The organism is Actinopolymorpha cephalotaxi (assembly GCF_013408535.1).
GTDB lineage: Bacteria > Actinomycetota > Actinomycetes > Propionibacteriales > Actinopolymorphaceae > Actinopolymorpha > Actinopolymorpha cephalotaxi.
Genome location: NZ_JACBZA010000001.1, coordinates 3,384,422 through 3,404,409 on the forward strand (window position 1 = coordinate 3,384,422; position 19,988 = coordinate 3,404,409).

Here is a 19,988-nt window from a genome sequence, read left to right on the forward strand (position 1 = left end):
CGCCAGTCCGGCCAAAGTACCGCCACGCCGGACCGAACGGTAGGCAAACCGCCGCGCTCTGTGACAGCGTTGCCGTCGTGGCCGGACGCGGGTGCCGGCCGCGACCTGGCAGGGAGGACACCGGTGACGCGCCGCAAATCCGCGCAGCCGCCCACCCGGCCGGCGGACGACATCGCGCCACCGGCCACCGGGATGCTCGCACTCGCGACCGTGGGGTTCGCCGTGGCGTTCTGGGCCTGGGCGTTGCTCGCCCCCCTCGGTGCGACCCTTCGCGAGCAACTCTCGCTCACGGCGTTCCAGCAGTCCCTCGTCGTCGCGGTCCCGGTCGTCGTGGGCTCGCTGGGCCGGATCCCGGTCGGCGCGCTCACCGATCGCTTCGGCGCCCGCCGGATGTTTCCCGCGGTGACCGCGCTGACGATCCTTCCCGTCCTCTACCTCGGCTTCCTGGCCGACTCGCTGGCCGAGGTGCTGATCGGCGGGTTCTTCCTTGGCCTCGGCGGAACGACCTTCGCGATCGGGGTGCCGTTCGTCAACGCGTGGTTTCCGGCGCAGCGGCGCGGCTTCGCCATCGGCGTCTTCGGGATGGGCACCGGCGGCACAGCCCTGGCGTCGTTCACCACGATCCCGCTCACGGATGCGCTCGGCCAGAGCTTTCCGTTCACGCTGGTGGCGATTCTGCTGGCGGTGTACGCGGTGACCGCCCACCTGCTGCTGCGTGACAACCCCACCCGGCCGGCGGCGACCGCACCACTCCTCGCACGGATCGGCGCCGGCCTGCGTCACGGCGTCACCTGGCAACTCGCCTTCCTCTACGCGGTGGCGTTCGGCGGTTTCGTCGCGTTCAGCGTCTACCTGCCCACCTACCTCACCACGGCCTACGGCCTGGACAGATCCGACGCCGGTCTGCGGACCGCCGGGTTCGTCGTGCTGGCCGTGCTGATGCGCCCGGTCGGGGGCCTGCTTGCCGACCGCGTGGGTGCCGTTCCCGTACTCCTGTGCTGCTACGTCGTCATCGCGCTGCTCGCGGTCGTCGCCGCCACGAGGCCGCCGCTCGTGCCCGTCGGAACGGCTGCCTTCCTCGGCATGGCCGCCGCCCTCGGCGCGGGGTCCGGCGCGGTCTTCGCCCTGGTCGCCGCGCTGGTCCCGGCACAGGAGGTGGGCACCGTCACCGGGCTGGTCGGAGCCGCCGGCGGGCTCGGCGGCTTCTTCCCGCCGCTGGTCATGGGCACGGTCTACGGGCTCATGGCGGACTACTCGTGGGGCTACATCCTGCTGGCCGTCACCGCAGCGGCCGCAGCCGCGTTCACCGCGACGATGGTGCGCCGACGAGTCGCCACGGTCGCACCAGCGGACCAGCCGGCGAGAGGGTGATACCGCGCGAACGTCCCAACGACCTCACAGGTGAAGGACTCGACCACCTCGAGGCATCCGGTACGTGCTTCACGAGGTCCACCGCGCCGTCGAGAACCGTCCTGACGTCCTCGCCCATGACGAGTGAGTGGTAGGCGTCGTAGAGCACCGCGACCTCGGGGCGTCCGACCTCGCGGACGATCGCGACCGTCTCCGGTGAGCGTCGGCGGGTGCGGCGAGGTTCTGCTCGAGGTGAGCCGCGGTGCCCGGCTCTTCGATCGGTGCCGTGACGACGACGATCGTCACGCCCGTCCCACGAAGAGCCGCGGCGTAATCCTTTGCCTGGTCCGCGGGAGGAAAGCGTCGAATGCTGCCGAAATGGCCGCGTTGCGCGTTCTGCGAGAACAACACAGGGCCGCGACAAAGAGTAGGGCAAGGACAGGACCCCTGGTTGAGGCGGCGTGGGCCGACGCGGGTGACCCTCGAGAAGTGACCACTCGCAGGGAACGTCCACCAGACATGTCGCCGCGGCGCCATTTTCGGTCCTCCCTCAGAGCGGGCACTGCTTGGACGGTCGCCTCCTCATGACGACTTACACCTTCAGGTTGTACGTCGCCGGACAGTTCGCCGAGCGGGCCGAGACTGCTCTGTGGAACCTGCGAACCTTGTGTGAGTCGCGCGTGCCCGGGCGGTATGCGGTGGAGCTGATCGATCTGGAGAAACGGCCCGAGATGGCACAGGAAGAACGGATCCTGATGACTCCGACGGTGATCAGAACTGACCCGCCGCCGCAGCGGCGGGTCATAGGTGTCCTGTCCGACCATCAGCGGGCAGCGTTCGCCCTTGGCCTTCCCGACGCTGACGGGCGCGCAGAGGAGAACACGAAGATATGACGAATTTCGTTGCCCTTGAACGAGTGCCGACCGGTATCAGTGGTTTCGACGAGGTCGCCGTGGGCGGTTTACCCGCAGGCCGATGCTGTCTGGTCTCCGGGACCACCGGTAGCGGCAAAACCCTGTTCTCCATCGAGTTCCTCGCCCGCGGCATCCTCGACTTCGGCGATCATGGGGTGTTCGTCACGTTCGAGGAGACCGCTGATGACATCCGCCGCAACGCCGCCTCCCTCGGCTTCGCGATCGAAGAATGGGAAGCAGCGGGAAAGTGGGCTTTCGTCGACGCGTCGGCCAAGGTGGCCGACGAAGCGCCGACGATCGGAGAGTACGACTTCGGCGGACTCCTTGCCCAGATTAGTGCTGCCGCGCGCCGGATCAATGCCAAACGGGTATCGATCGACTCCATTGGGGCGGTCTTCAGCAGATTCCCACTGGGTGGCGTCGTCCGTTATGAGTTGTTCCGGATTGTTGCCGGCATGGAGCAACTTGGCGTCACCACGGTGGTCACGACCGAACGAAACTCCGAATACGACGGCGTATCTCGGCACAATGTCGAGGAGTTCGTGGTCGACAACGTGATCATCCTGCGGAACTACCTGGCAGAGCAGAGGCGTCGCCGCACGGTCGAGATCGTGAAGCTCCGCGGAGCACAACACCGCAGCGGTGAGTGGCTCTTCACCATCGATCCCGAACGCGGCCTGGTCGTCATCCCGATGGCTTACATAGTCCACCGGCCCGCGGCATCCAGCGAACGGGTCAGTTCCGGGATACCGGGACTGGACGCAATGTGTGGCGGCGGCTTCTTCCGGGACGCGATCGTTCTCATCACCGGCCCCACCGGGACAGGAAAGACCCTTACCAGCCTCCAGTTCATCGCCGAGGGGGTCCGCGCCGGCGAACGTTGCCTCCTCTACACCTTCGACGAGACCCGGGAGCAACTCAACCGGAACGCCAGTGGCTGGGGACTCGACCTGAACGAGATGGAGGCATCCGGGCTCCTGCGGGTCAACAGCGAATACCCCGAGACCGCCGCAATGGAGGATCACTTCATGCGGTTGTGGGCAGTAATGCGACAGTTCCGTCCACATCGCCTTGCTCTCGATACTCTCTCCGCGCTGGAGCGAATCGGCTCGCCGCGCGCGCTACTCGATTTCGTCATCTCGCTCGGATCCCTCTTGCGTCAGGGTGAGACCACCGCGCTACTGACGTCTGCCCCCAGCGCGACGACCGGCCGCGCGGGCCCACCTATATCTGTCGAGATCGCTAGCTTCACCGACGCCACGATCCTCTACCGATATGTCGAAACTCCCGAGCGGGAGATTCAACGCGCCATCGCCGTGGTGCAGACTCGAGGATCCACTCATGACCACGCGATCAGAAAGATCAGCATCGACGAGCAGGGTATGCACATCGGCGACCGGCTTCCGAGCCTCCCTGGTGGAGGTGTAAGCCTCCCGGAGAACCCGCAGTGGCCTATTTCTTCAGGGCCTCCCATCGGAGGGCTGTGACCCACTGCCCCGGAGTTACCCGCTGGCCCGCGTAGCATGGTCGAGTGGCTGACACCAAGAGCCACGATTCGGTCGTGTCACCTGACAACCCCTGGCCGTCCCAGTCGTCGGGGCAATCCTCCGAATCACGGCACCCGGCGGGAAAGCCCGATCCGGTTCTGGAAGGCATCGTCGAGGCGGCATGTCGCCTCGGCGGCCGTCGCTGCGGCCTGTTGATGCTTCATATCGGAGGAGTCGTCCCAAAAACCATCACCAGTGGCTTTCGGACCAGTCCCGATATCGGTTGGGATCCCCTGATAAGGCAGTTGCACGACCTCACCCGCGACACGAAGGATCCGGTCCGTCTCAACGACCTGTCCCGATACCCGGCAGCCCATCGAACTCTTCGCCGGCATCTTCCGCGAGCCCATGGTCTCCTCGTGGTGCCGATCCGCAAAGGGCCTGACCTCCAGGGTTATCTCTGCGTCGTATCCGAGGAGCAGGAGCCACAGTTCACCACCGGCGACGAACACACCGTGGCCACCCTTGTCAGCGCCACGTACAGCGCTATCGAGAACGTCGAACTACACGACAGCCAACGTCGACGTCACGGCTGGCCCGACATCGCCACAGAAGTCGCCAAACTCCTGCTCGGAGAAGTTGACCTCGATCGAGCCATGCGGTTGGTGACGCAGCGTCTGCGCGATCTCGCCGGCGCCGACTGCACCGCGATCGCCCTGACCGACCCCGCAGACCCCGACGGGGCGCTGCAGGGAATCCTCGAGTGGTCCCGGATGTGCGCCGTCCACATCCGTCTCCCGCGCAGAGGCATGGTGGGTGAGGCGTTGCAGCGGGGCCGTCCGGTGATCGTCGACGACGCCGTTCTCGAACCTGGGGCGGACCTGCTTCTTGACTGGGCGGCCGAAACCGCCCCCATCGGCACCGCAATGTTCATTCCCCTTGTCACCCGCGACCACATCGTCGGGGTGTTGTTCTCCGGATGGCGCCAGGACGCCCCGCTGGCGGAATGCGCCAAAGCCGAAAAAACCCTCGTCAGCATCTTTGCCGAGCAGATCACTCCCGTCCTCCAACGCGTCGAACAGCAAAGACTCGGTGTCCAGGACCGCCTGACCGAAGACCGCGAACAGCTTGCCGGCAAGCTCTGTAACGTAGCGATGGAACGCATGCTCGCCATCAGTACACAGCTGCACAGCATCGAGGGACGCTCCACCGACAGCGAACTCCGCCAACGCCTCACCCACGAAGTCGGCCAGCTCGACGACTCCCTCCAACAACTGCGCGCGACGATCTTCGGCATCGACGTTCCGGACCCACATCCCTCCCCCACCGGCGACGAGCCGCAGCCGTCGGTGTCCGACTCTCTACTCCACGAACTCGACTCCTCCCTGACCTTTCTCGGGTTCGTGCCACGCCTGGTCATCCAGGGGTCCCTCTGCAACATCTCCCCAAGACTGGGAGTCGAACTGACCAACGCCGTCCGCGAAAGCTTGGCAAGTGCGGCCCCCTTCTCGCCTCGGAGTGTCGAGGTGGTTGTCCGCGCATCGGCAACCCACCTCAATCTCCAGGTGACCGACGACGCCCAAACTCGCGGCCCGGACCGCGCGACCTGCCCTGCGGAGCTGCGGGCCCGCGCCAACCGCCTCGGCGGCACATGCACATGCCGAACAGACGGGCGCCACAACATCCTCAACTGGACCATCCCCACCGGCTCAGGCACGGTTGGCGCAGCCGCTCGAGCCTAACGCGGTCTCTGACGCTCCTCGATCACGCGGCGGAGTATCTCGGTCGACGCGACGGACTCCACGGTCGGCTGGTACTCCAGGCCGAGCGGACCGACGTAGCCGGACGCCTCGAGGTCGTCGAGCAGCTTCGCCCAGTCCAGCGTTCCCGTTCCGGCTTCGTGCCGCCCCGGCACGTCCGCGACCTGGACGTGCCGCACGAGGTCCACGGCGTCGGTGAGGACCGTCCTGACGTCCTCGCCCATGACGAGTGAGTGGTAGGCGTCGTAGAGCACCGCGACCTCGGGTCGTCCGACCTCGCGGACGATCGCGACCGTCTCCGGCGTCGAGTCGAGGAAACAGCCGGGGTGGTCGACGCGGGAATTGAGGTTCTCCAGCACGATGCCGACGCCGGAGCCCGCCACGATGTCCGCCGCCCGCCTCAGAAACTCCACGAGCGTGGCCCGCTGCTCCCGGGGTTCGACGCCATCGAGGATCGTTCCACCGGTCACCACGAAGTGCCGTACGCCGATCCGCTGCGCGACCGGCAGAGCGTCGGCGAGCGCGGCGAGGTTCGGTTCGAGCTGAGCCGTGTCGCCCGGCTCCCCGACCGGTGCGGTCACGACCATGATCGTCACGCCGGTCTCACGAAGAGCCGCGGCGTAGTCGGCTGCCTGGTCGGCGGTGGGCAGCGGCCACGTGTCGACGAATCGGAACCCGGCCGAGGCGGCGGCCCGGACCCGGTCCGCGGGCGAGGGCCCGGCCTCGGTGAACAACCACGTCAGGTTGGGCGACAGCTCGAAGGTCACTTCTTCTCCTCGGAGGCGAGTGGGTACCGGTCGATGCACCGGACGAGGTACTGGGCGGGGGCGTCAGGGCGAGTGTCCACGTGCACGCCGAGGACGCACAAGCTCGACATCGACGTGCCGACGGTGTAGACGCACTGGAGGGGACCGCGCCCCGCAGCCTCTACGAGGAGGAGATCGATGTACTTCAAGGACTTCGAACGGGTACTGGCCGTCTACGCGCACCCAGACGACGCGGAGTACCTGTTCGGCGGCACGGTCGCGCTGCTCACCAACCGTGGCGCCGAGGTCACCTACGTGTGCTGCACCGACGGCCGTAAGAGCGGCTCTGATCCGGACCTGACCGAGGACGACGTGGCCCAGGTGCGCGCAGAGGAGCAACGCGCCGCCGCGAAGGTTCTCGGCGTGAAGGAGGTGGCGTTCCTCGGCTACCCCAACGGCAGCCTCGAAGTGACACCGGAGCTTCGGCGGGACATCGTCCGGCAGATCCGCCGCCATCGGCCGCAACTGATCCTCACCCTGGATCCGCGGCGCGCCCTCGACCTCCCGATCGAGATCTCGCACCGCGAGCACATGAACGTCGGCGAGGCGACCATGGTGGCCGCCTTCCCGGAGGCCGGCACGCCGCGGATGTATCCGGAGCTGGCCGACGAAGGGCTGACGCCACACCGGGTGAGCGACATCTGGATCCCGGCCGTCGGAGATGCCAACCGGTACATCGACACCACCGATGTCGTCGAGCAGAAGGTGCGCGCGTTCCAGTGCCATGTCAGCCAGTACGGCGAACGCCCGGGGCGGCCGGCTTGGACGTTCGACAGCTCAGGCTGGTCCCCGATGCAGAAGGCGATGCGGGCCGCGGGTGAGATGATCGGCGCCGAGTTCGCCGAGAGCTTCCGGGCCGTGACCATCTGAGGTGGCTGGGCCCTACGACGTTGGGCACGGCAAGGATCACTTGACGATGACGGTGGTGCTGCCGGTCAGGTTGCTGCTCCGGCCGCTCACCTCGACGGTGTGCTCACCCGGCGCCAACGGGCCGGGCAGTGCTATCCGGACGTCGAGAGTGCCGGTCGGAGACGCGGCCAGATCGGCAGCCGAGACCGTTTTTCCGTCCACACTCACCCGCACCGGTTCGTCGTCGGCCAGCAACTCGGTCGACACCGAAAGCTGGTCACCGCTCGCGGAGGCCTCGACGTCGAGGAACGTCGTCGCCTGCTGGATCGGCGCACCGACTCCCAACGGGGCAAGGGTGTCTGCCGGCAACCGCCGGGGGCGGTCGCACCTGGAGGTGTCCCAGATCGTGCCGTATCCACTGCGTACGTCGGCGAACGGAATGTCGCCGCCGGTGATCTTCTCGGTGATCGCGCAGGTCTCGCCCGGCGTCGGGTAGGCGTCGTTCTGGATCGTGTACTTGCCCGAGAGCTGGCCGGTGAAGCCGATCCGGTTCAGCGGCCGCCATCCGTTGCCGGCGTGGTAGATCGCCGCGTTGCTGTACGCGGCCTGCCGAACCCGTCCTTCGGTGAAGGACCCGTCGCGGAGGAAGTCCTCGAGGAAGGAGTACAACCCGGTCAGCTGGAGCGGTGTCGCGGACGGGCGTTCGGTCCTGACCGTCATCAGCTTGAGCCAGTTCGGACGCCGGCCGATCGGTTCGGTGTTCAGCCACGCGGTCACGATCTGCGCGTGGTTGCCCCGCGTCGCGTCCGGCTGGTTGGTGATCATGGTCGCGTACGTCCTGCCGACCTTCCAGTCGAACGGGATCCGGATGCTCGGCCCGCCCGCGTACTCACCATGGATGACGAAGTCGCCGTGGCCGATCCGGTACAGCACCTTCGAGGTCAGCCTGTCGTCGGGAACCGTGCCCCGGTTGGGGCCGAAGATCGAGAAGATCGCGATTTTGCTGCCGTCGTCGAGTTGCTGGATGCCGTAGTAGCCGCCGCTGTAGCCGTTGGTCATGAAGTACGTCGAGGGAACCGACGACTGCACGGTGATCTCGTTGTAGAAGGCGGTGGCTCCCTCGGGCACCACCCCGGAGGCCGGGAAGTAGCGCAGGTGCGTCGAGGGATCGGCGTTCTCCCAGTAGTTGAAGGGTCCGCATGCCTCCTTCCCCTCGACCCGCGGATCGCACGGCACACCGTCGTCCTCCGGCTGCGGGGTCCGGCCCAGCACGGAGTCGACCGCGAACGGCTTGCCGACGGTGACGACCCGCAGGTCGTACAGATGGACCGAACCGATGCTCGCCATGGTGAGGCTGCGCACCGTCTTGGACGGGTCGATGTTCACGCCGACCATGAAGACCGCGTAGTCGGTTCCGAGATCCACATCGGGCGCCGCGGCGGTGTTGCGGCCGGCGACGGTGGTCGCGATCGTCGACAGGTGGAGAGGGTCGGCGGCGGATTTGGTGTAGGCGGGCATCCCGACCCACAGCCGCTTGCTGGACCGGTCGGTGTAGTGCACCGTGAGGTCGAGGCCGGAGAAGCCACCCGCGGTGCCGAGGAAGGCGATCGCGTTGCCGCTGCCGGACACGCCGATCGTCGTTTCCGCCGGGCTCGGGGTGAAGTTGTCGGGCTCGCCCGCAGCGACGTCAGGCATGGTGAAGTCGAGGCCGTCCACATCGACGTCCGCGCCGGGACCGTACCCCGCAGCGGCTATCGCCGAGGCGCGGAACGAACTGCCCGCACTGTCGAGTTGACCGCGCTGATGGGTGCCGGCGTCGGTGATCGAGACGTTGTTGCGGATGGCGTCGAGTGAGTCGCCGCGCGACGCCGCGGCCGGACCACTCCCGGCAAGGCCGGCCGCCACGACACCGACAGCCAGGCCGGCGGCGACACCAAGACGGGCCAGACGACCTACTCCAGGCATCCGAACTCCTCGTGTCGGGATGATCACCGACCCAACCAAGGAGCGGGCGCGCGCGTCAATCCGCGGTCCAGGATCGGCCGAGCGGAGGACGCGCCGGTCGGCACCCGCCTGCGGGATTCAGGTGCCGGGGCCGTCGGGCGGTGGGTGCTCCTCGTACTCCTCCAGCACCTGGACCGCGTCGAGCAACCCGCGCAGGCTGATCTCCTCGCGTTCGACGTCCGTGGGATCGAACAGCCAGTCCGTGACCGGTAGGCCGGCCACCTCCTCAGGGTGGCTGGCCACCGCCTCGGCCACCTCCTCCTCGATCTCGAGTTCCAGCTCGTGCAGGTGTTGTCCGTCGTCCCCGTCGGAGGTGCCCATGGTTTCTCCTATGTCAGCAGCGGGGGCGGGCGAGCGAGCACTGCGATCTCAGGACGGACGTGGTGCCCTCAGGTGTTCGCGCCGGGTGAGTTCCTCGTCCTCCACGAGTGTCAACATCGGCTTGCCCGGCTCGCACAGCATGGTGACGAGGAACCGGACCGGGTCGGACCTCGGCCTGGTGTGAACGTCGGGCATGACTACCTCCGGGTCAGGTTGTGGGCGAGCCAGTCGCGGTAGCGGGTCGTTGCGAGCGTGGCGCCGTTACCGGGTACGAGAGTCCGCTCCCCTGGCACGGTCCCGAAGTACGTCGCCTTCGGGTCGGTCACCACGTGGCGCGGGTCGTGCCAGGCGGCCAGCGCCTCGCGGAAGAACTCGTCCATCCGGAACTGCTCCGGTCCGCCGGTCTCGATCCGCCCGTTCAACGGCTCACCCACCGCGACCCGTCCGACCACACGGGCCACGTCGTCGCCTGCCATCGGCTGGAAGCGCACGGGCGCGATCCGCACGGCGTTTCCGTCGGTGGCCTCGTCGGCGATGCCCCTGGCGAACTCGAAGAACTGGGTCGCGTGGACGAGGGAGTACGGGATGCCCGACTTCTCGATCAGCTGCTCCTGGGCGATCTTCGCCGCGAAGTAGCCGTTGTCGGGCATACGTTCCGTACCCACCACCGACAGCGCCACGTGGTGACCCACCCCCGCTGACGCCTCGGCGGCGAGCAGGTTGCGGGTGGAGGTCTCGAAGAACTCCATGACAGCAGAGCGTTCGAACGATGGCGAGTTCGAGACGTCAACGACAACTTGTGCGCCCGTCAGCACCTCCGCCAGTCCGACACCGGTGAGGGTGTCGACTCCCGTGTTCGGCGCCGCGGCCACCGCCTCGTGTCCGTGCTCACCGAGATACGACATGAGCTTCGACCCGATCAGGCCGGTTCCTCCGATGACGACTGTCTTCATTTCGAACCCACCCTCGACTGCCGGGGCATGTGCGGACCGGCCGGTCACGAGCTGGGACGGGACAACCGTCCGAAGGGGTGACAGCCGGCGCGAGGTTCGCCGAGGTTGTGGCGAAACCTCCTGTGTTCGGCCACCGGTGGGGTCCCCATGGGTACTGCTCCACCGACACCTCTCGACTCACTCAACACCTGCGCGCATCGCATGGTCAAGGAGTGCGAGTGTCCTGCGACTGCGAGTTCGAACGCTGTTACCGAGCAGCGTTCGCCTCACGTTCGTCAAGGCGAACTTGACGTGTGCTCGGGTGGCGTTCGCGTTCGTCCGCGAGCTCCCAGGACACCCCTAGAGGTCGAGGTCGAAGCGCGGCCGGCTCTTCCGGGGCGCCGCCGTCACGCCACATGCGGGATCGATGCGAATCCGGGCCAGGTCGCGGCCCTGAGCTCCCCAGGCGAACCAGCCGGTCTCCGGTGCCAGCTGCGGATCGGTCAGCCACTGGTCGCCGAGCCCGCTGGCCACCAGCTTCTGCTGGGCGAGGTCGGGACCCAGCTGGAAGACGTCGCCGATGAAGACGCTGGTGAAGACCTGTCCCTGGTGCAGAAGCGTTTCGCCGTAGCTGCCGACATTGCCCTGCTGGACCACCGAAAGGGTGGTGAGGCTCATGCGGAACCACACTCCCGCATCCCTCTTGTCCACCACGTACGCGTCGCCGTTCGCGATGGTCAGGTCCTGGATGGTGCGCTGACCCGCCAGCGGCCGGACCTGCCACAGTGTCCGGCGGGTCGTGAGGTCGAAGGCGAGGACGGAGGCGCTGGACTGCACCGGTGTCACATCCCCCCCGCCGATCACGTCGCCGCCGAGGTAGGCGATTCCGTTCTCCGTGTCGACGGACAGAACCGACTCGCCGCTCATGATGCCCGGATAGACATCGAGCTTGCCGCTGCTCGGACTGTAAAGCGCGAGGGCGCCGGTGAGGTTACCGGTGCCGGGCGCGGTCGCCACCGCGATGAGCCCCGTCTGCGGGTCGTAGTCCATGTTCCACGGACGTTCCTGGCCGGTCTGGATCGTCGCGAGCGTGCGTACCTCCTGGGTGGCCGGATCGAACACGATCAACTGGGTGCTTGGGTACAACGCGGCATAGACCAGATGGTCGAGCACCAACATGGCCTTGACCTCGCCGGGCACGCGCACGCGGGTTCGCTCGCCGGTCGCCGGCTTGTACGTGTCGATCGCCCAGTGGCCGCCCACGAACACCTGTCCGTCCTGGTCGTACGCGATCGACTGCGGCCGGTCGGGCCCGGGTGTCAGGCCGGCGCTCACCAGGTCGGTGAACGTGAATGTGCGCGTCGACGGCGTGACCCACCAGACGCCTCCGCTGCCCGCCGCCCCGAACAGCCGGCCATCGGGCAGTAGGAACAGCCCACGGGTCTCGTCGTTGGGCGACGGCGTGGCGAGAAGCGTGAGTCCGGCATCGCCGGAGCGGTAGCGGTACACCGAGCCGGAGCGGCGGGTCGTCGAGTAGATGGTTCCGTCCGGGGCGACGGCTATCGCGTCGATGAGCGCCTCGTTCGTCGGCAGCTCGGTCGTACGGAGGTTCGAGCCGTTCTTCTTCATGGTGACCAGTTGCCTGCCGAAGGTCGTGACCAGCCGGTCGCCGTCGACGACGACCGGCCCGAAGGGCTGGTCGCCGAACGGGCTGAGGTTGCGCACGGCACCGGAGGTTCGGTTCACCGAGACGAGTCGGCCCGGGCTGTACACCGAGGCGTACACGTTGGCGGCGTCGGCCGCGATGTAACGCGCATACTGCGCGCCGGGCACCGGCCGCGCGATACGCCGGAAGGCGCCGGTCGAAGGCTTGACTTCCCAGATCCCGCCGTCCGGATACGTCGCCGCGTAGACGGTGCCGTCGGGTGCGGTGGTCAGCGCCCAGATGTATCCACTGGTGCCCCCGAGACGGCCGATCAACGTCACCCTGCCGGTGGCGGGGTCGTACCTGTAGAGGTCTGGCACGGCATACATGCCGACGTACACCAGACCCCCCGACACCGTGGTCGCCCATCCGCCTTCGCCGGTGGGCAGAGTTGCCGTGGTGGCGACCGTGCGTGTGGACATGTCGATCACAGCAAGTCGAGCCGGCACCACGCCGCGGGTGACGACGTAGGCGTTGCTGCCAAGGACAGTCGCACCCACGATGGCGTCCGACATCGTTGCCGGTCCGAAGGTCTGTACGCCCGGACCCGTGCAGTCTGACTCGGTGGCCGAGGGGCTGCCCGCGGGTCGTGCCGAGCGGCCGCTTCCGTCAGCCGGCACACCTGCGACGTTGTCGTCTCGAGCCGCACGAGTTGTCGCCTGAGCGTCGCCGGGCAGTACAGCTGCGACCGCCACGATGGCGACCAGAGAACACGCCAGCCGGCGTACCTGAGATCGGCTCTGGCCCCGCATGATGTCGGCCTCTCTGCCGCGTCGGGAACGGCTCTCCCGTCGAAACGTCGATTCATCGGTCAACGTAAAGGCCGTCGCCGTTTCGAAAACAGCCGATTCGCGGGAGGACGGAAAATTTCGGCGGTACGGGCAGGAGACGAAGGTTGCGCGGCGGGTTGATGCATCAGACCTGGCCAGGTTTTCCTACCATCTAGATAGGGCTTCGTGTCCGCGTGAAAACGCTTTGATCCAAGGGCGCAGGCCTGTTGGAATGGCCGGCATGTCACCGCTCGGCTCGTATCTGGAGTGGCAGCACGCTCAGGTGAGTACGCCACGCCCGGTGCTGGCCGACGTCGTACGCCGCGCGGTCGGATCCGAGATCGACCGGATCGAAAGGATCGTGGAGGGCTACTCCAACGAGGTCTACCGGGTCCGGTGCGCGGACGCGCAGGACGTGGTGATCCGGATCCCGCGGTTCGACGACGCCCCTTCCCCCGCCGCCTCCCAAGGCGAGGCCCGGGCGATCGAAGGTGCTCGCGCCGCCGGCGTGCCCGTCCCGGAGATCCTGCTGCTCGACACGGTACGGATCGACGGCGCCGAGCTCCCCGTCATGGTGCAGCGAACCGTGCCCGGCCGTCCGCTGGGCGACGTGATCGATGGTCTCTCGCGGCGACAACGCCACGACGTACTCACCGAGATCGGCGAACTGATCGCCCGGATCAACGGGATCGACGTCGAGCACCCACTCGACTGGCCGACGGCGATGTCGGCCGACCTGGCGAACCGACAGGCGAACCGGGACAGGATCCTTGCCGGCGGGTTCTCGGCACCCGAGTTCGACCGAATGCTTGGCCTGCTGCAGGGATACGTCCGTGACCACCCCTGCGAGCGATGGGTGCTGTGCCATGGGGACCTCGGCCCCAAGCACATCTTCGTGTCCGGCGACGACGCCGATGGCGCGGCTGTGCGCGTCAGCGGGATCATCGACTTCGGTGACTGGAAGCCGGGCCCACCGGTCCACGACCTGGCCGTGCTCCGGGTTCGCGGTCCGCTGCTGGAGCTGTCACCACTTCTCGCCGGCTACGGCGCGCCCACCGGCACGGCGTACCGGCGGCAGCTCGACCTGCACACACTGATCATCGCGCTGGGTTCGCTGGAGATCGGCGTGGACGAGAACGACCATGCCTGCATCGAGCGCTCGCGCCGCCAGATCCGCCGCATCGTCGGCGACCTCGACAACCCGTCGTCGACCTGACGCGATGTCAGGTGGTCGGAGTATCACTACTGTCCGCACCGACCCGGAGAGTACGCGCTGGGTTCACCTGATGGACCCCGTCGACGTGAGACGGTGAGGCACGTGATGCTTCTTCTGGTGGCACTTCTCGCCCTCGCCCTGCTGGCCGGCGCCGCCGCCGGCGCCTGACGCCCGCCTCGAGTTCGAGGGAGACCTTTCAGGCCTCGCTCGTCGTGCACCTCGATCCCTGCCGACACGATCGCGGTGCGGTCGACGCGCCCGGGGTGCGGCCCGGCCCGGGGTTGCCCGGAGTGGGCGCTCCTCCTATGGTTATCGCCGATAACCATAGGAGGAGGTCTGAACGTGAGGATCAAGACGCATCTGGGGATCAGTGTCGACGGATTCATCGCCTCCGAGGAGGGTTGGCCCTCCCAGGCGTTGATGCCGACGTTCGTCCCGGGAGTCTCGCACGGACATCCCGAGTTCATCGCGGGTTGTACGGCCGTACTGATCGGGCGGAACACATTGGAGGCCGGTCTGGGTGCTCCCCAATGGCCGTGGCCCGGGCACCGTGCTTTCGTCCTCACCTCGCTGCCGCTGCCCGACGGTGCTCCCTCCGACGTCGTCGCGGCATCGACCCCGGAGGACCTGCTCAAGACCATGCAGGACAGCGATCTGGGCGGTGACGTCCACCTGGTCGGCGGGCAGCGCACCCTGGCCGCGTTCCTGGACCTGGACGCGGTCGACTCGCTGGGCGTGGTCGTTCTCCCACTGCTCCTCGGGCGGGGTGTGCCCTTCTCCGTCCAGCCGGCGGGCCGCCGCAACCTGAGCTTGACGTCGACCCGGGCGCTCCCCGACGGCTCGGTCGAGAACACCTACACTCGCGGGACACAACCTGGACAGTGACCGAAGGACCGCCATGACACCACACGCCGATCTGCCGGACAGCGAGCAGCAGGAGAAGTCCCGTCACCGCACGCTCCGCGCCGGCCAGAGATCGCAGGTGTGGATCGCCGGGCCGGACCTCCCCGCACCGCGGCTGTTGTTCGAAACCGACGAGATCCTGATCGAGGCACCGAACTGGACCCTCGACGGCCGCCACCTGCTGGTCAACGGAGACGGTGCCGCGTGGACGCTGGACATCCAGCACCCCGAGCGGGGACTCGACCGGATCGTGTTCGAACCGCCGGTCAGCCTCAACAACGACCACGTCCTGAGCCCCGACGGCGAGCACCTCTACCTCTCCGCGAGCGACACGCACATCTACCGCGGCCCGCTGGCCGGTGGGCCGGTCACCCGGCTCACCCCGGACGACGGCAAGTGGCACTTCCTCCACGGCGTGTCTCCCGACGGCCGCCGGCTGGCGTACGTACAGATCGACGACTTCACCCGGCCGGGAGCGCTCGCGATCCTGCACCCCGACCACACCGTCACCGTGCTCGACACCGGGCCCGGACACCTCGACGGACCCGAGTGGTCACCCGACGGACGCTGGATCTACTTCAACACCGAGACCTTCACCACGAGCACTCCCGGGCACGCCCAGATCGCCCGCATCCCGGACGGAGGCGGACCGCTGCAGCGCCTCACGACCAGTTCCACCGTCGACTGGTTCCCGCACCTGTCACCCGACGGCCGCTGGGCGTCCTACATCTCGTTCCCGCCAGGCACCACCGGCCACCCGGCCGACCTGCCGGTCGAGATCCGGCTGGTGTCGGCCGACGACTGGAACCAGCCCGTCCAGAGCTACGCACTGCTCGGTGGCCAGGGATCGTTGAACGTCAACAGCTGGTCACCCGACAGCACCCACATCGCCTTCATGGCCTACCCGATCGAGCCCTGAGCCTGCGCGATCCGGCCGTTTCGGAGTCAGATGCCGAGGTTGCACACCAGGTAGCCGTCGAGTTCCAGCAGCAGATCCGACGTGGGCAGGTCGGGTAGGTCGTGGCCGAGGTCGCGGGCGCGGACCTCGCCGATCCACTTGCTGTGCTGGTACTCGTGGTTGATCACCGCGGCCAGCACGACCTTCGCGACCATCCCCAACTGGGCCGGGGCTCCGACGTTGCCGTCACGGATGTCGCCGATGCGGGTGTGCACACTGCGAGCGGCGTTCTCCCGGAAGGTGGCGAGTCGCCTCAGGTCCGGCAGCGTTCCGCGAGCCGGCTCGGGACTGGCGGAGTCCATGATCGGGTCGAGCGCGGGATCGTGGCTGGGCTCGGCGGCGGTCAGGTTGCGCACCATGAAGTGGGCGACGTGGGCCTGGTGGCCGAGGTGCCAGCCGATCGCCGAGGAGTTCTCGTGGGGCCGCCAGGTGACCTCATCGAGGGCGAGATCACGCCAGAGTTCGTCGGTGTACGCGCGAGCACGGTCGTACTCGCTCAGCAGCAGGTCGATCGAGGGCATGGCGCGCCAGCCTACTCGCGGTCGTAGACCGGGACGCGGGCCGAACCGGTCGTGAGCTGCTGGGCCGGAGGCGGTGCGCCCGAGCGATCCGCACCGCTGTAACGGAGCAGGTCCGGTACGCGTGTGCCCAGCACGAGCAGGAACGCCACCAGGGACAGTGCTCCCACGAACGAGGTCGCCCGTACGCCGAAGAACACCGCGGCCGTCCCCTGCAGCATCGTGGCGAGCGGCAGGATGCCGATGGTCAACTCCTGCAGGCCGAGTACGCGACCTCGTACCGCCGGCTCGGTCATCATCAACAGCAGTGTCGTCTGCAGGACGCCGAACGCCGAACTCGCCACCCCGGCGAGGCCCAGCAGTACGAACGACAGCGGGACCGATCGGGTCAGCGCGAAGGCCATCCACAGCACACCCCAGATCGCCGTACCGACGACGAACAGGCCACCCTTGAACCGGAAGTCACCCAGGCCCGCGATCACGAGCGAACCGGCGAGTCCGCCGAGCCCGCCGCACGTGAGCAGCCAGCCGAGCCCGGTCGCGTCCAGACCCAGATCCCTCGCGAAGACCGGCATGAACGACTGGTAGATCGGCCAGAGCGTGATGTTGGCGGCGAGCGTGACGAGCAACGCCGCCGCGGCGAGCCGGTTCGTCACCACGGCCCGCAAGCCGGCGACGAGCGACTCCCGGATCGACTCCCCCGGCCCACGAGGCACCACCGTCGCCGCGGCCGAAGAGGCGTAGCCCACGTTGCGCAGCGGCCACAGCAGCAGCCAGGACAGCAGAAACCACAGCGCCGAGATCCACAGCGCCGTCGGGACTCCGAGCACGCTGATCATCACGCCGCCCGCGGCAGGGCCGACGATCTGGGTCATGTTCATGACGATGGAGTTGAGCGCGTTGGCGTTGCTGAGGTTCTCGCGCCCGACAAGATCCATCACCAGGGTCGCCCGGGCCGGCTGCGACGGTGACTGCGCGAGTCCGATGCACAGGCCGCCGACGACGATTCCCCAGTACGGCAGGTGGCCGCTGGACGCCAGCGCGGCCACGACCGCGACAGCCACGAACGCCCACGCCGCGGCGACCAGCAGCAGCCGCGGCCGATGGTAGCGATCGGAGACCACGCCACTGATCGGGCCGAACATCATCGGCGCCAGCCGGGCCGCGGTGAAGACCGCGAGCAGAAACTCCGAGCCGGTCCGGTCGTAGACCAGCCAGCCGAGGATGAGGGTCTGTGTCCAGGCACCGCCGAAGAAGAACAGGTTCGAGAACCACAGCAGCCGAAACGACGGATACCGCACCAGCGACGAGAACAGCCGGGTGCCGGGCGCGAAGGGCCGGCCCGAGCCAGGCGAGCTCATAGGGCTCATCGGGCGCCGGGGCCCACGACCACCCGTCCACCGACGAGCACTGTGTCGCGGGCCGGCGCGCGGGTCACGGCGTCCGCGAGGTTCTCCGCGTCGAGCAGAACGATGTCGGCCGGGGCGCCCGGCCTCAGATCGTGCACGGCCCGGCCGACGAACCCGGCGCCCGCACTGGTGGCGATCTCCACTGCCGCGCGGAGGTCCTCGTCGTACCGCCAGCCGGCGAGCCGGGCCAGCGTCCCCGCGAGCCGCAGCATGTCGCCGTCACCGAACGGGCCCCACAGGTCGCGGATCCCATCGGTGCCGAGCCCCACCGGCACACCTGCGGTCCGGAGCTGGTCGAGGGGCAGCGGGGGCGCCGTGATCGGCGCGACGGTCGTGAGTGAGACACCGGCGCCGGCGAGTTGCTCCACCAGGTCCCGCTGCCGGGCCGGCGGAACATCGCCCAGGGCGAACCCGTGCGCGATGGTGACCCGCCCCGACATCCCGGTCGCCTTCGTGCGTTCGACGATCAGCTCGAACTCGAACGCACCCAGCTCCCCGGAGTCGTGCAGGTGGATGTCGAGGCCGACGCCCCGCCGATCCGCGAGATCGAACAGCGCGTCGAGCTGGCCCACCGGGTCGCGGTCGATCGACGCGGGATCGAGCCCACCGACCAGATCGGCGCCCGCCGTAGCCGCCCGGTCGAGCAGGTCGAGCACGCCCGGACGACGCAGCACGCCGTCCTGTGGGAACGCCACCACCATCAGCGTGAGGCCCGGATCGACGGCCGCGACAGCCTCGCGTACGACCTGGATTCCGTCCAGACCGATGCCCAGGTCGACATCGACGTGGCTGCGGAACGCCGTCGTGCCGGTCCGGACGAACTCCCGCACCTGGGCCGCCGTGCTGTCGGGGCCGGGGATGCCGACTTCGGCGCGGTGGGCGCGCTCGTGCGCGATCCGGCCCTGCGTGCCGGGCTCGCCGCCGTAGGGCACCCAGGGTTTGCCCCACCAGGTCTTGTCCAGGTGGGCGTGCGCGTTGACGAACGACGGGATCGCGAGCAGGCCCCGGCCGTCGACCACCTCACCACGGCCGTACGGGTCCACGCTCGCACCGGTGCCGGCACCGGCACCGGCACCGGCAACGGCGTCGGCAACGGACGTCGGCTCGACCGCCACGATCGTGCCGTCGTCGACATGGATGTCGCTGACGGCTCCACCCCACGGGCGGACGTTGCGCACGATGATCCGGGACACCTACTGCCTCCTCTGACATCAAGTCCGGAAAATGGTATACCAGACGGCGTGGAGGCCGAGCAGCCGACGAGACCCGGGGCAGACCGGTTGCGGACGACCGCGGGGGCCGACGGGCATCGATACGATGCGGCGATGGGCGACCGGATCGAGGACGAGAGCGAGTCGGCGCGAGCCGCGCGGGTCCTGCGCGAACAGATCGTCGACGGCATCCGCACCCCGGGTTCCCGCCTCGTCGAACGCGACCTCGCGGCGGAGCTCGGCATCAGCCGCGTTCCGGTACGAGAGGCACTGCACACCCTGGCCGGCGAGGGCCTGGCCGTCCCCCGGCGAAACTCCTGGATGACCGTCCGGGCCTTCACCGACCGCGACGTCGACGAGCTGAACGAGGTGCGTCTCGCGCTCGAGCCGGTGACCGTTCGCCGTGCCGCCGAGCGCCGCGACCCCGGCGCCCTACGCCGCATGAAGCGGTGTCTGGACACGCAGGGCCGCGCGACCGCTCGCGAGGACGCGACCGCCGCCCGGCGCGCCGCCGCCGACTTCCACGAGGCGATGACCGAAGCCGGCGGCAACTCGCTGCTCACCGAGATCTCCGCCTCGCTGGCCGGCCGGATGCGCTGGCTGCTCGGCCAGTACGACGACCTGCAACCGGTGTACGACGAGCACCGCGAGCTCTACCTCGCCATCGAGGCCGGCGACGCGAAAGCCGCGGCCACGCTGGCCCGCCGCCATCTCCGCTCGGCGATGGCCCGAGCGCGTAAGCCGAGACGCGTCCAGTCCTGACGGCCGAGCCGTGCGCCGCAGTTGGCCAGCCGCCGGTCGGCCGCACGACACCCGATGATCTTGAGGCGTTCAGTATTGATCGATACGTTCTCCGGCAGCGATCTACCGAGCCG

General features: G+C 68.3%; 18 protein-coding genes. 9 read left to right on the forward strand and 9 right to left on the reverse strand.

The annotated features are described in order from the left end of the window. Window positions 1-123 precede the first annotated feature (123 nt). The 4 genes from FHR37_RS14850 (at window position 124) to FHR37_RS31625 (ending at window position 5,493) form a co-directional block, all read left to right on the forward strand. A complete protein-coding gene (locus FHR37_RS14850) occupies window positions 124-1,371 on the forward strand; it encodes an MFS transporter (RefSeq protein ID WP_237769041.1) in 1,248 nt (415 codons plus the stop codon). Window positions 1,372-1,934: 563 nt separating this feature from the next. Next, a complete protein-coding gene (locus FHR37_RS14855; protein ID WP_092887824.1) occupies window positions 1,935-2,243 on the forward strand; it encodes a circadian clock KaiB family protein in 309 nt (102 codons plus the stop codon). Continuing rightward, complete coding sequence (gene kaiC / locus FHR37_RS14860; RefSeq protein WP_092887826.1) at window positions 2,240-3,751, forward strand: circadian clock protein KaiC; 1,512 nt, start codon at window positions 2,240-2,242, stop codon at window positions 3,749-3,751. The genes FHR37_RS14855 and kaiC overlap by 4 nt, the downstream gene beginning before the upstream one ends. Before the next feature lie 44 nt (window positions 3,752-3,795). After that, a complete protein-coding gene (locus FHR37_RS31625) occupies window positions 3,796-5,493 on the forward strand; it encodes a sensor histidine kinase (RefSeq protein WP_139239138.1) in 1,698 nt (565 codons plus the stop codon). On the opposite strand, the gene FHR37_RS14870 is transcribed toward FHR37_RS31625, so the two are convergent. Continuing rightward, on the reverse strand, window positions 5,490-6,278 hold the full coding sequence (locus FHR37_RS14870) for a TIM barrel protein (protein WP_175542756.1): 789 nt from the start codon (window positions 6,276-6,278) through the stop codon (window positions 5,490-5,492). The two genes, FHR37_RS31625 and FHR37_RS14870, sit on opposite strands and share 4 nt — an antisense overlap. A 177-nt stretch (window positions 6,279-6,455) precedes the next feature. Between FHR37_RS14870 and FHR37_RS14875 the strand changes: the two genes are divergently transcribed. Beyond that, a complete protein-coding gene (locus FHR37_RS14875; protein ID WP_092887832.1) occupies window positions 6,456-7,187 on the forward strand; it encodes a PIG-L deacetylase family protein in 732 nt (243 codons plus the stop codon). 36 nt (window positions 7,188-7,223) lie between these two features. Here the strand turns inward: FHR37_RS14875 and FHR37_RS14880 are convergent, their stop codons facing one another. The 5 genes from FHR37_RS14880 to FHR37_RS14900 all read right to left on the reverse strand — a co-directional run bounded on the left by FHR37_RS14880 (window position 7,224) and on the right by FHR37_RS14900 (window position 12,628). Next, complete coding sequence (locus tag FHR37_RS14880; protein WP_092887834.1) at window positions 7,224-9,131, reverse strand: DUF3472 domain-containing protein; 1,908 nt, start codon at window positions 9,129-9,131, stop codon at window positions 7,224-7,226. Window positions 9,132-9,248: 117 nt separating this feature from the next. Continuing rightward, window positions 9,249-9,491, reverse strand: coding sequence for a hypothetical protein (locus FHR37_RS14885; protein WP_092887836.1), 243 nt, complete (start codon window positions 9,489-9,491; stop codon window positions 9,249-9,251). 48 nt (window positions 9,492-9,539) lie between these two features. After that, a complete protein-coding gene (locus FHR37_RS14890) occupies window positions 9,540-9,686 on the reverse strand; it encodes a hypothetical protein (RefSeq protein WP_202818328.1) in 147 nt (48 codons plus the stop codon). A 2-nt stretch (window positions 9,687-9,688) separates the two neighbouring features. Then, entirely contained in the window at window positions 9,689-10,444 is a 756-nt protein-coding gene (locus tag FHR37_RS14895; RefSeq protein ID WP_092887838.1) for an SDR family oxidoreductase, read from the reverse strand. A gap of 339 nt (window positions 10,445-10,783) precedes the next feature. Beyond that, window positions 10,784-12,628 (reverse strand): outer membrane protein assembly factor BamB family protein, encoded by a 1,845-nt coding sequence (locus FHR37_RS14900; protein WP_175542757.1) that lies wholly within the window; start codon window positions 12,626-12,628, stop codon window positions 10,784-10,786. A 511-nt stretch (window positions 12,629-13,139) separates the two neighbouring features. On the opposite strand from FHR37_RS14900, the gene FHR37_RS14905 reads away from it, so the two are divergent. The 3 genes from FHR37_RS14905 (at window position 13,140) to FHR37_RS14915 (ending at window position 15,936) form a co-directional block, all read left to right on the forward strand. Then, complete coding sequence (locus FHR37_RS14905; RefSeq protein WP_175542758.1) at window positions 13,140-14,114, forward strand: phosphotransferase family protein; 975 nt, start codon at window positions 13,140-13,142, stop codon at window positions 14,112-14,114. A gap of 342 nt (window positions 14,115-14,456) precedes the next feature. Continuing rightward, a complete protein-coding gene (locus FHR37_RS14910; RefSeq protein ID WP_175542759.1) occupies window positions 14,457-14,999 on the forward strand; it encodes a dihydrofolate reductase family protein in 543 nt (180 codons plus the stop codon). Between the two features lie 13 nt (window positions 15,000-15,012). Further along, entirely contained in the window at window positions 15,013-15,936 is a 924-nt protein-coding gene (locus FHR37_RS14915; RefSeq protein WP_092887847.1) for a TolB family protein, read from the forward strand. Window positions 15,937-15,962: 26 nt separating this feature from the next. On the opposite strand, the gene FHR37_RS14920 is transcribed toward FHR37_RS14915, so the two are convergent. From FHR37_RS14920 to FHR37_RS14930, 3 genes are read right to left on the reverse strand one after another with little or no spacing between them, the layout of a single operon-like run. Beyond that, the gene (locus FHR37_RS14920; protein WP_092887850.1) at window positions 15,963-16,496 is read right to left on the reverse strand and encodes a DinB family protein; all 534 of its coding nucleotides are present in this window, start codon (window positions 16,494-16,496) and stop codon (window positions 15,963-15,965) included. 11 nt (window positions 16,497-16,507) lie between these two features. Next, window positions 16,508-17,854 carry an MFS transporter gene (locus FHR37_RS14925; protein ID WP_202818329.1) on the reverse strand — a complete coding sequence of 449 codons (1,347 nt, stop codon included), beginning with the start codon at window positions 17,852-17,854 and terminating at the stop codon, window positions 16,508-16,510. Window positions 17,855-17,859: 5 nt separating this feature from the next. After that, entirely contained in the window at window positions 17,860-19,095 is a 1,236-nt protein-coding gene (locus FHR37_RS14930; protein ID WP_092887856.1) for an amidohydrolase, read from the reverse strand. Window positions 19,096-19,227: 132 nt separating this feature from the next. Between FHR37_RS14930 and FHR37_RS14935 the strand changes: the two genes are divergently transcribed. Further along, a complete protein-coding gene (locus FHR37_RS14935) occupies window positions 19,228-19,875 on the forward strand; it encodes a GntR family transcriptional regulator (RefSeq protein WP_092887859.1) in 648 nt (215 codons plus the stop codon). The last annotated feature ends 113 nt before the right edge of the window (window positions 19,876-19,988 follow it).

Excerpts from the sequence above, each read along its gene's own strand:
- FHR37_RS14855 (WP_092887824.1), top strand. The coding sequence starts at position 1,935 with ATGACGACTTACACCTTCAGGTTGTACGTCGCCGGACAGTTCGCCGAG.
- kaiC (WP_092887826.1), top strand. The coding sequence starts at position 2,240 with ATGACGAATTTCGTTGCCCTTGAACGAGTGCCGACCGGTATCAGTGGT.
- FHR37_RS14875 (WP_092887832.1), top strand. The coding sequence starts at position 6,456 with ATGTACTTCAAGGACTTCGAACGGGTACTGGCCGTCTACGCGCACCCA.
- FHR37_RS14880 (WP_092887834.1), bottom strand. The coding sequence starts at position 9,131 with ATGCCTGGAGTAGGTCGTCTGGCCCGTCTTGGTGTCGCCGCCGGCCTG.
- FHR37_RS14885 (WP_092887836.1), bottom strand. The coding sequence starts at position 9,491 with ATGGGCACCTCCGACGGGGACGACGGACAACACCTGCACGAGCTGGAA.
- FHR37_RS14890 (WP_202818328.1), bottom strand. The coding sequence starts at position 9,686 with ATGCCCGACGTTCACACCAGGCCGAGGTCCGACCCGGTCCGGTTCCTC.
- FHR37_RS14895 (WP_092887838.1), bottom strand. The coding sequence starts at position 10,444 with ATGAAGACAGTCGTCATCGGAGGAACCGGCCTGATCGGGTCGAAGCTC.
- FHR37_RS14905 (WP_175542758.1), top strand. The coding sequence starts at position 13,140 with ATGTCACCGCTCGGCTCGTATCTGGAGTGGCAGCACGCTCAGGTGAGT.
- FHR37_RS14915 (WP_092887847.1), top strand. The coding sequence starts at position 15,013 with ATGACACCACACGCCGATCTGCCGGACAGCGAGCAGCAGGAGAAGTCC.
- FHR37_RS14920 (WP_092887850.1), bottom strand. The coding sequence starts at position 16,496 with ATGCCCTCGATCGACCTGCTGCTGAGCGAGTACGACCGTGCTCGCGCG.
- FHR37_RS14925 (WP_202818329.1), bottom strand. The coding sequence starts at position 17,854 with ATGAGCTCGCCTGGCTCGGGCCGGCCCTTCGCGCCCGGCACCCGGCTG.
- FHR37_RS14935 (WP_092887859.1), top strand. The coding sequence starts at position 19,228 with ATGGGCGACCGGATCGAGGACGAGAGCGAGTCGGCGCGAGCCGCGCGG.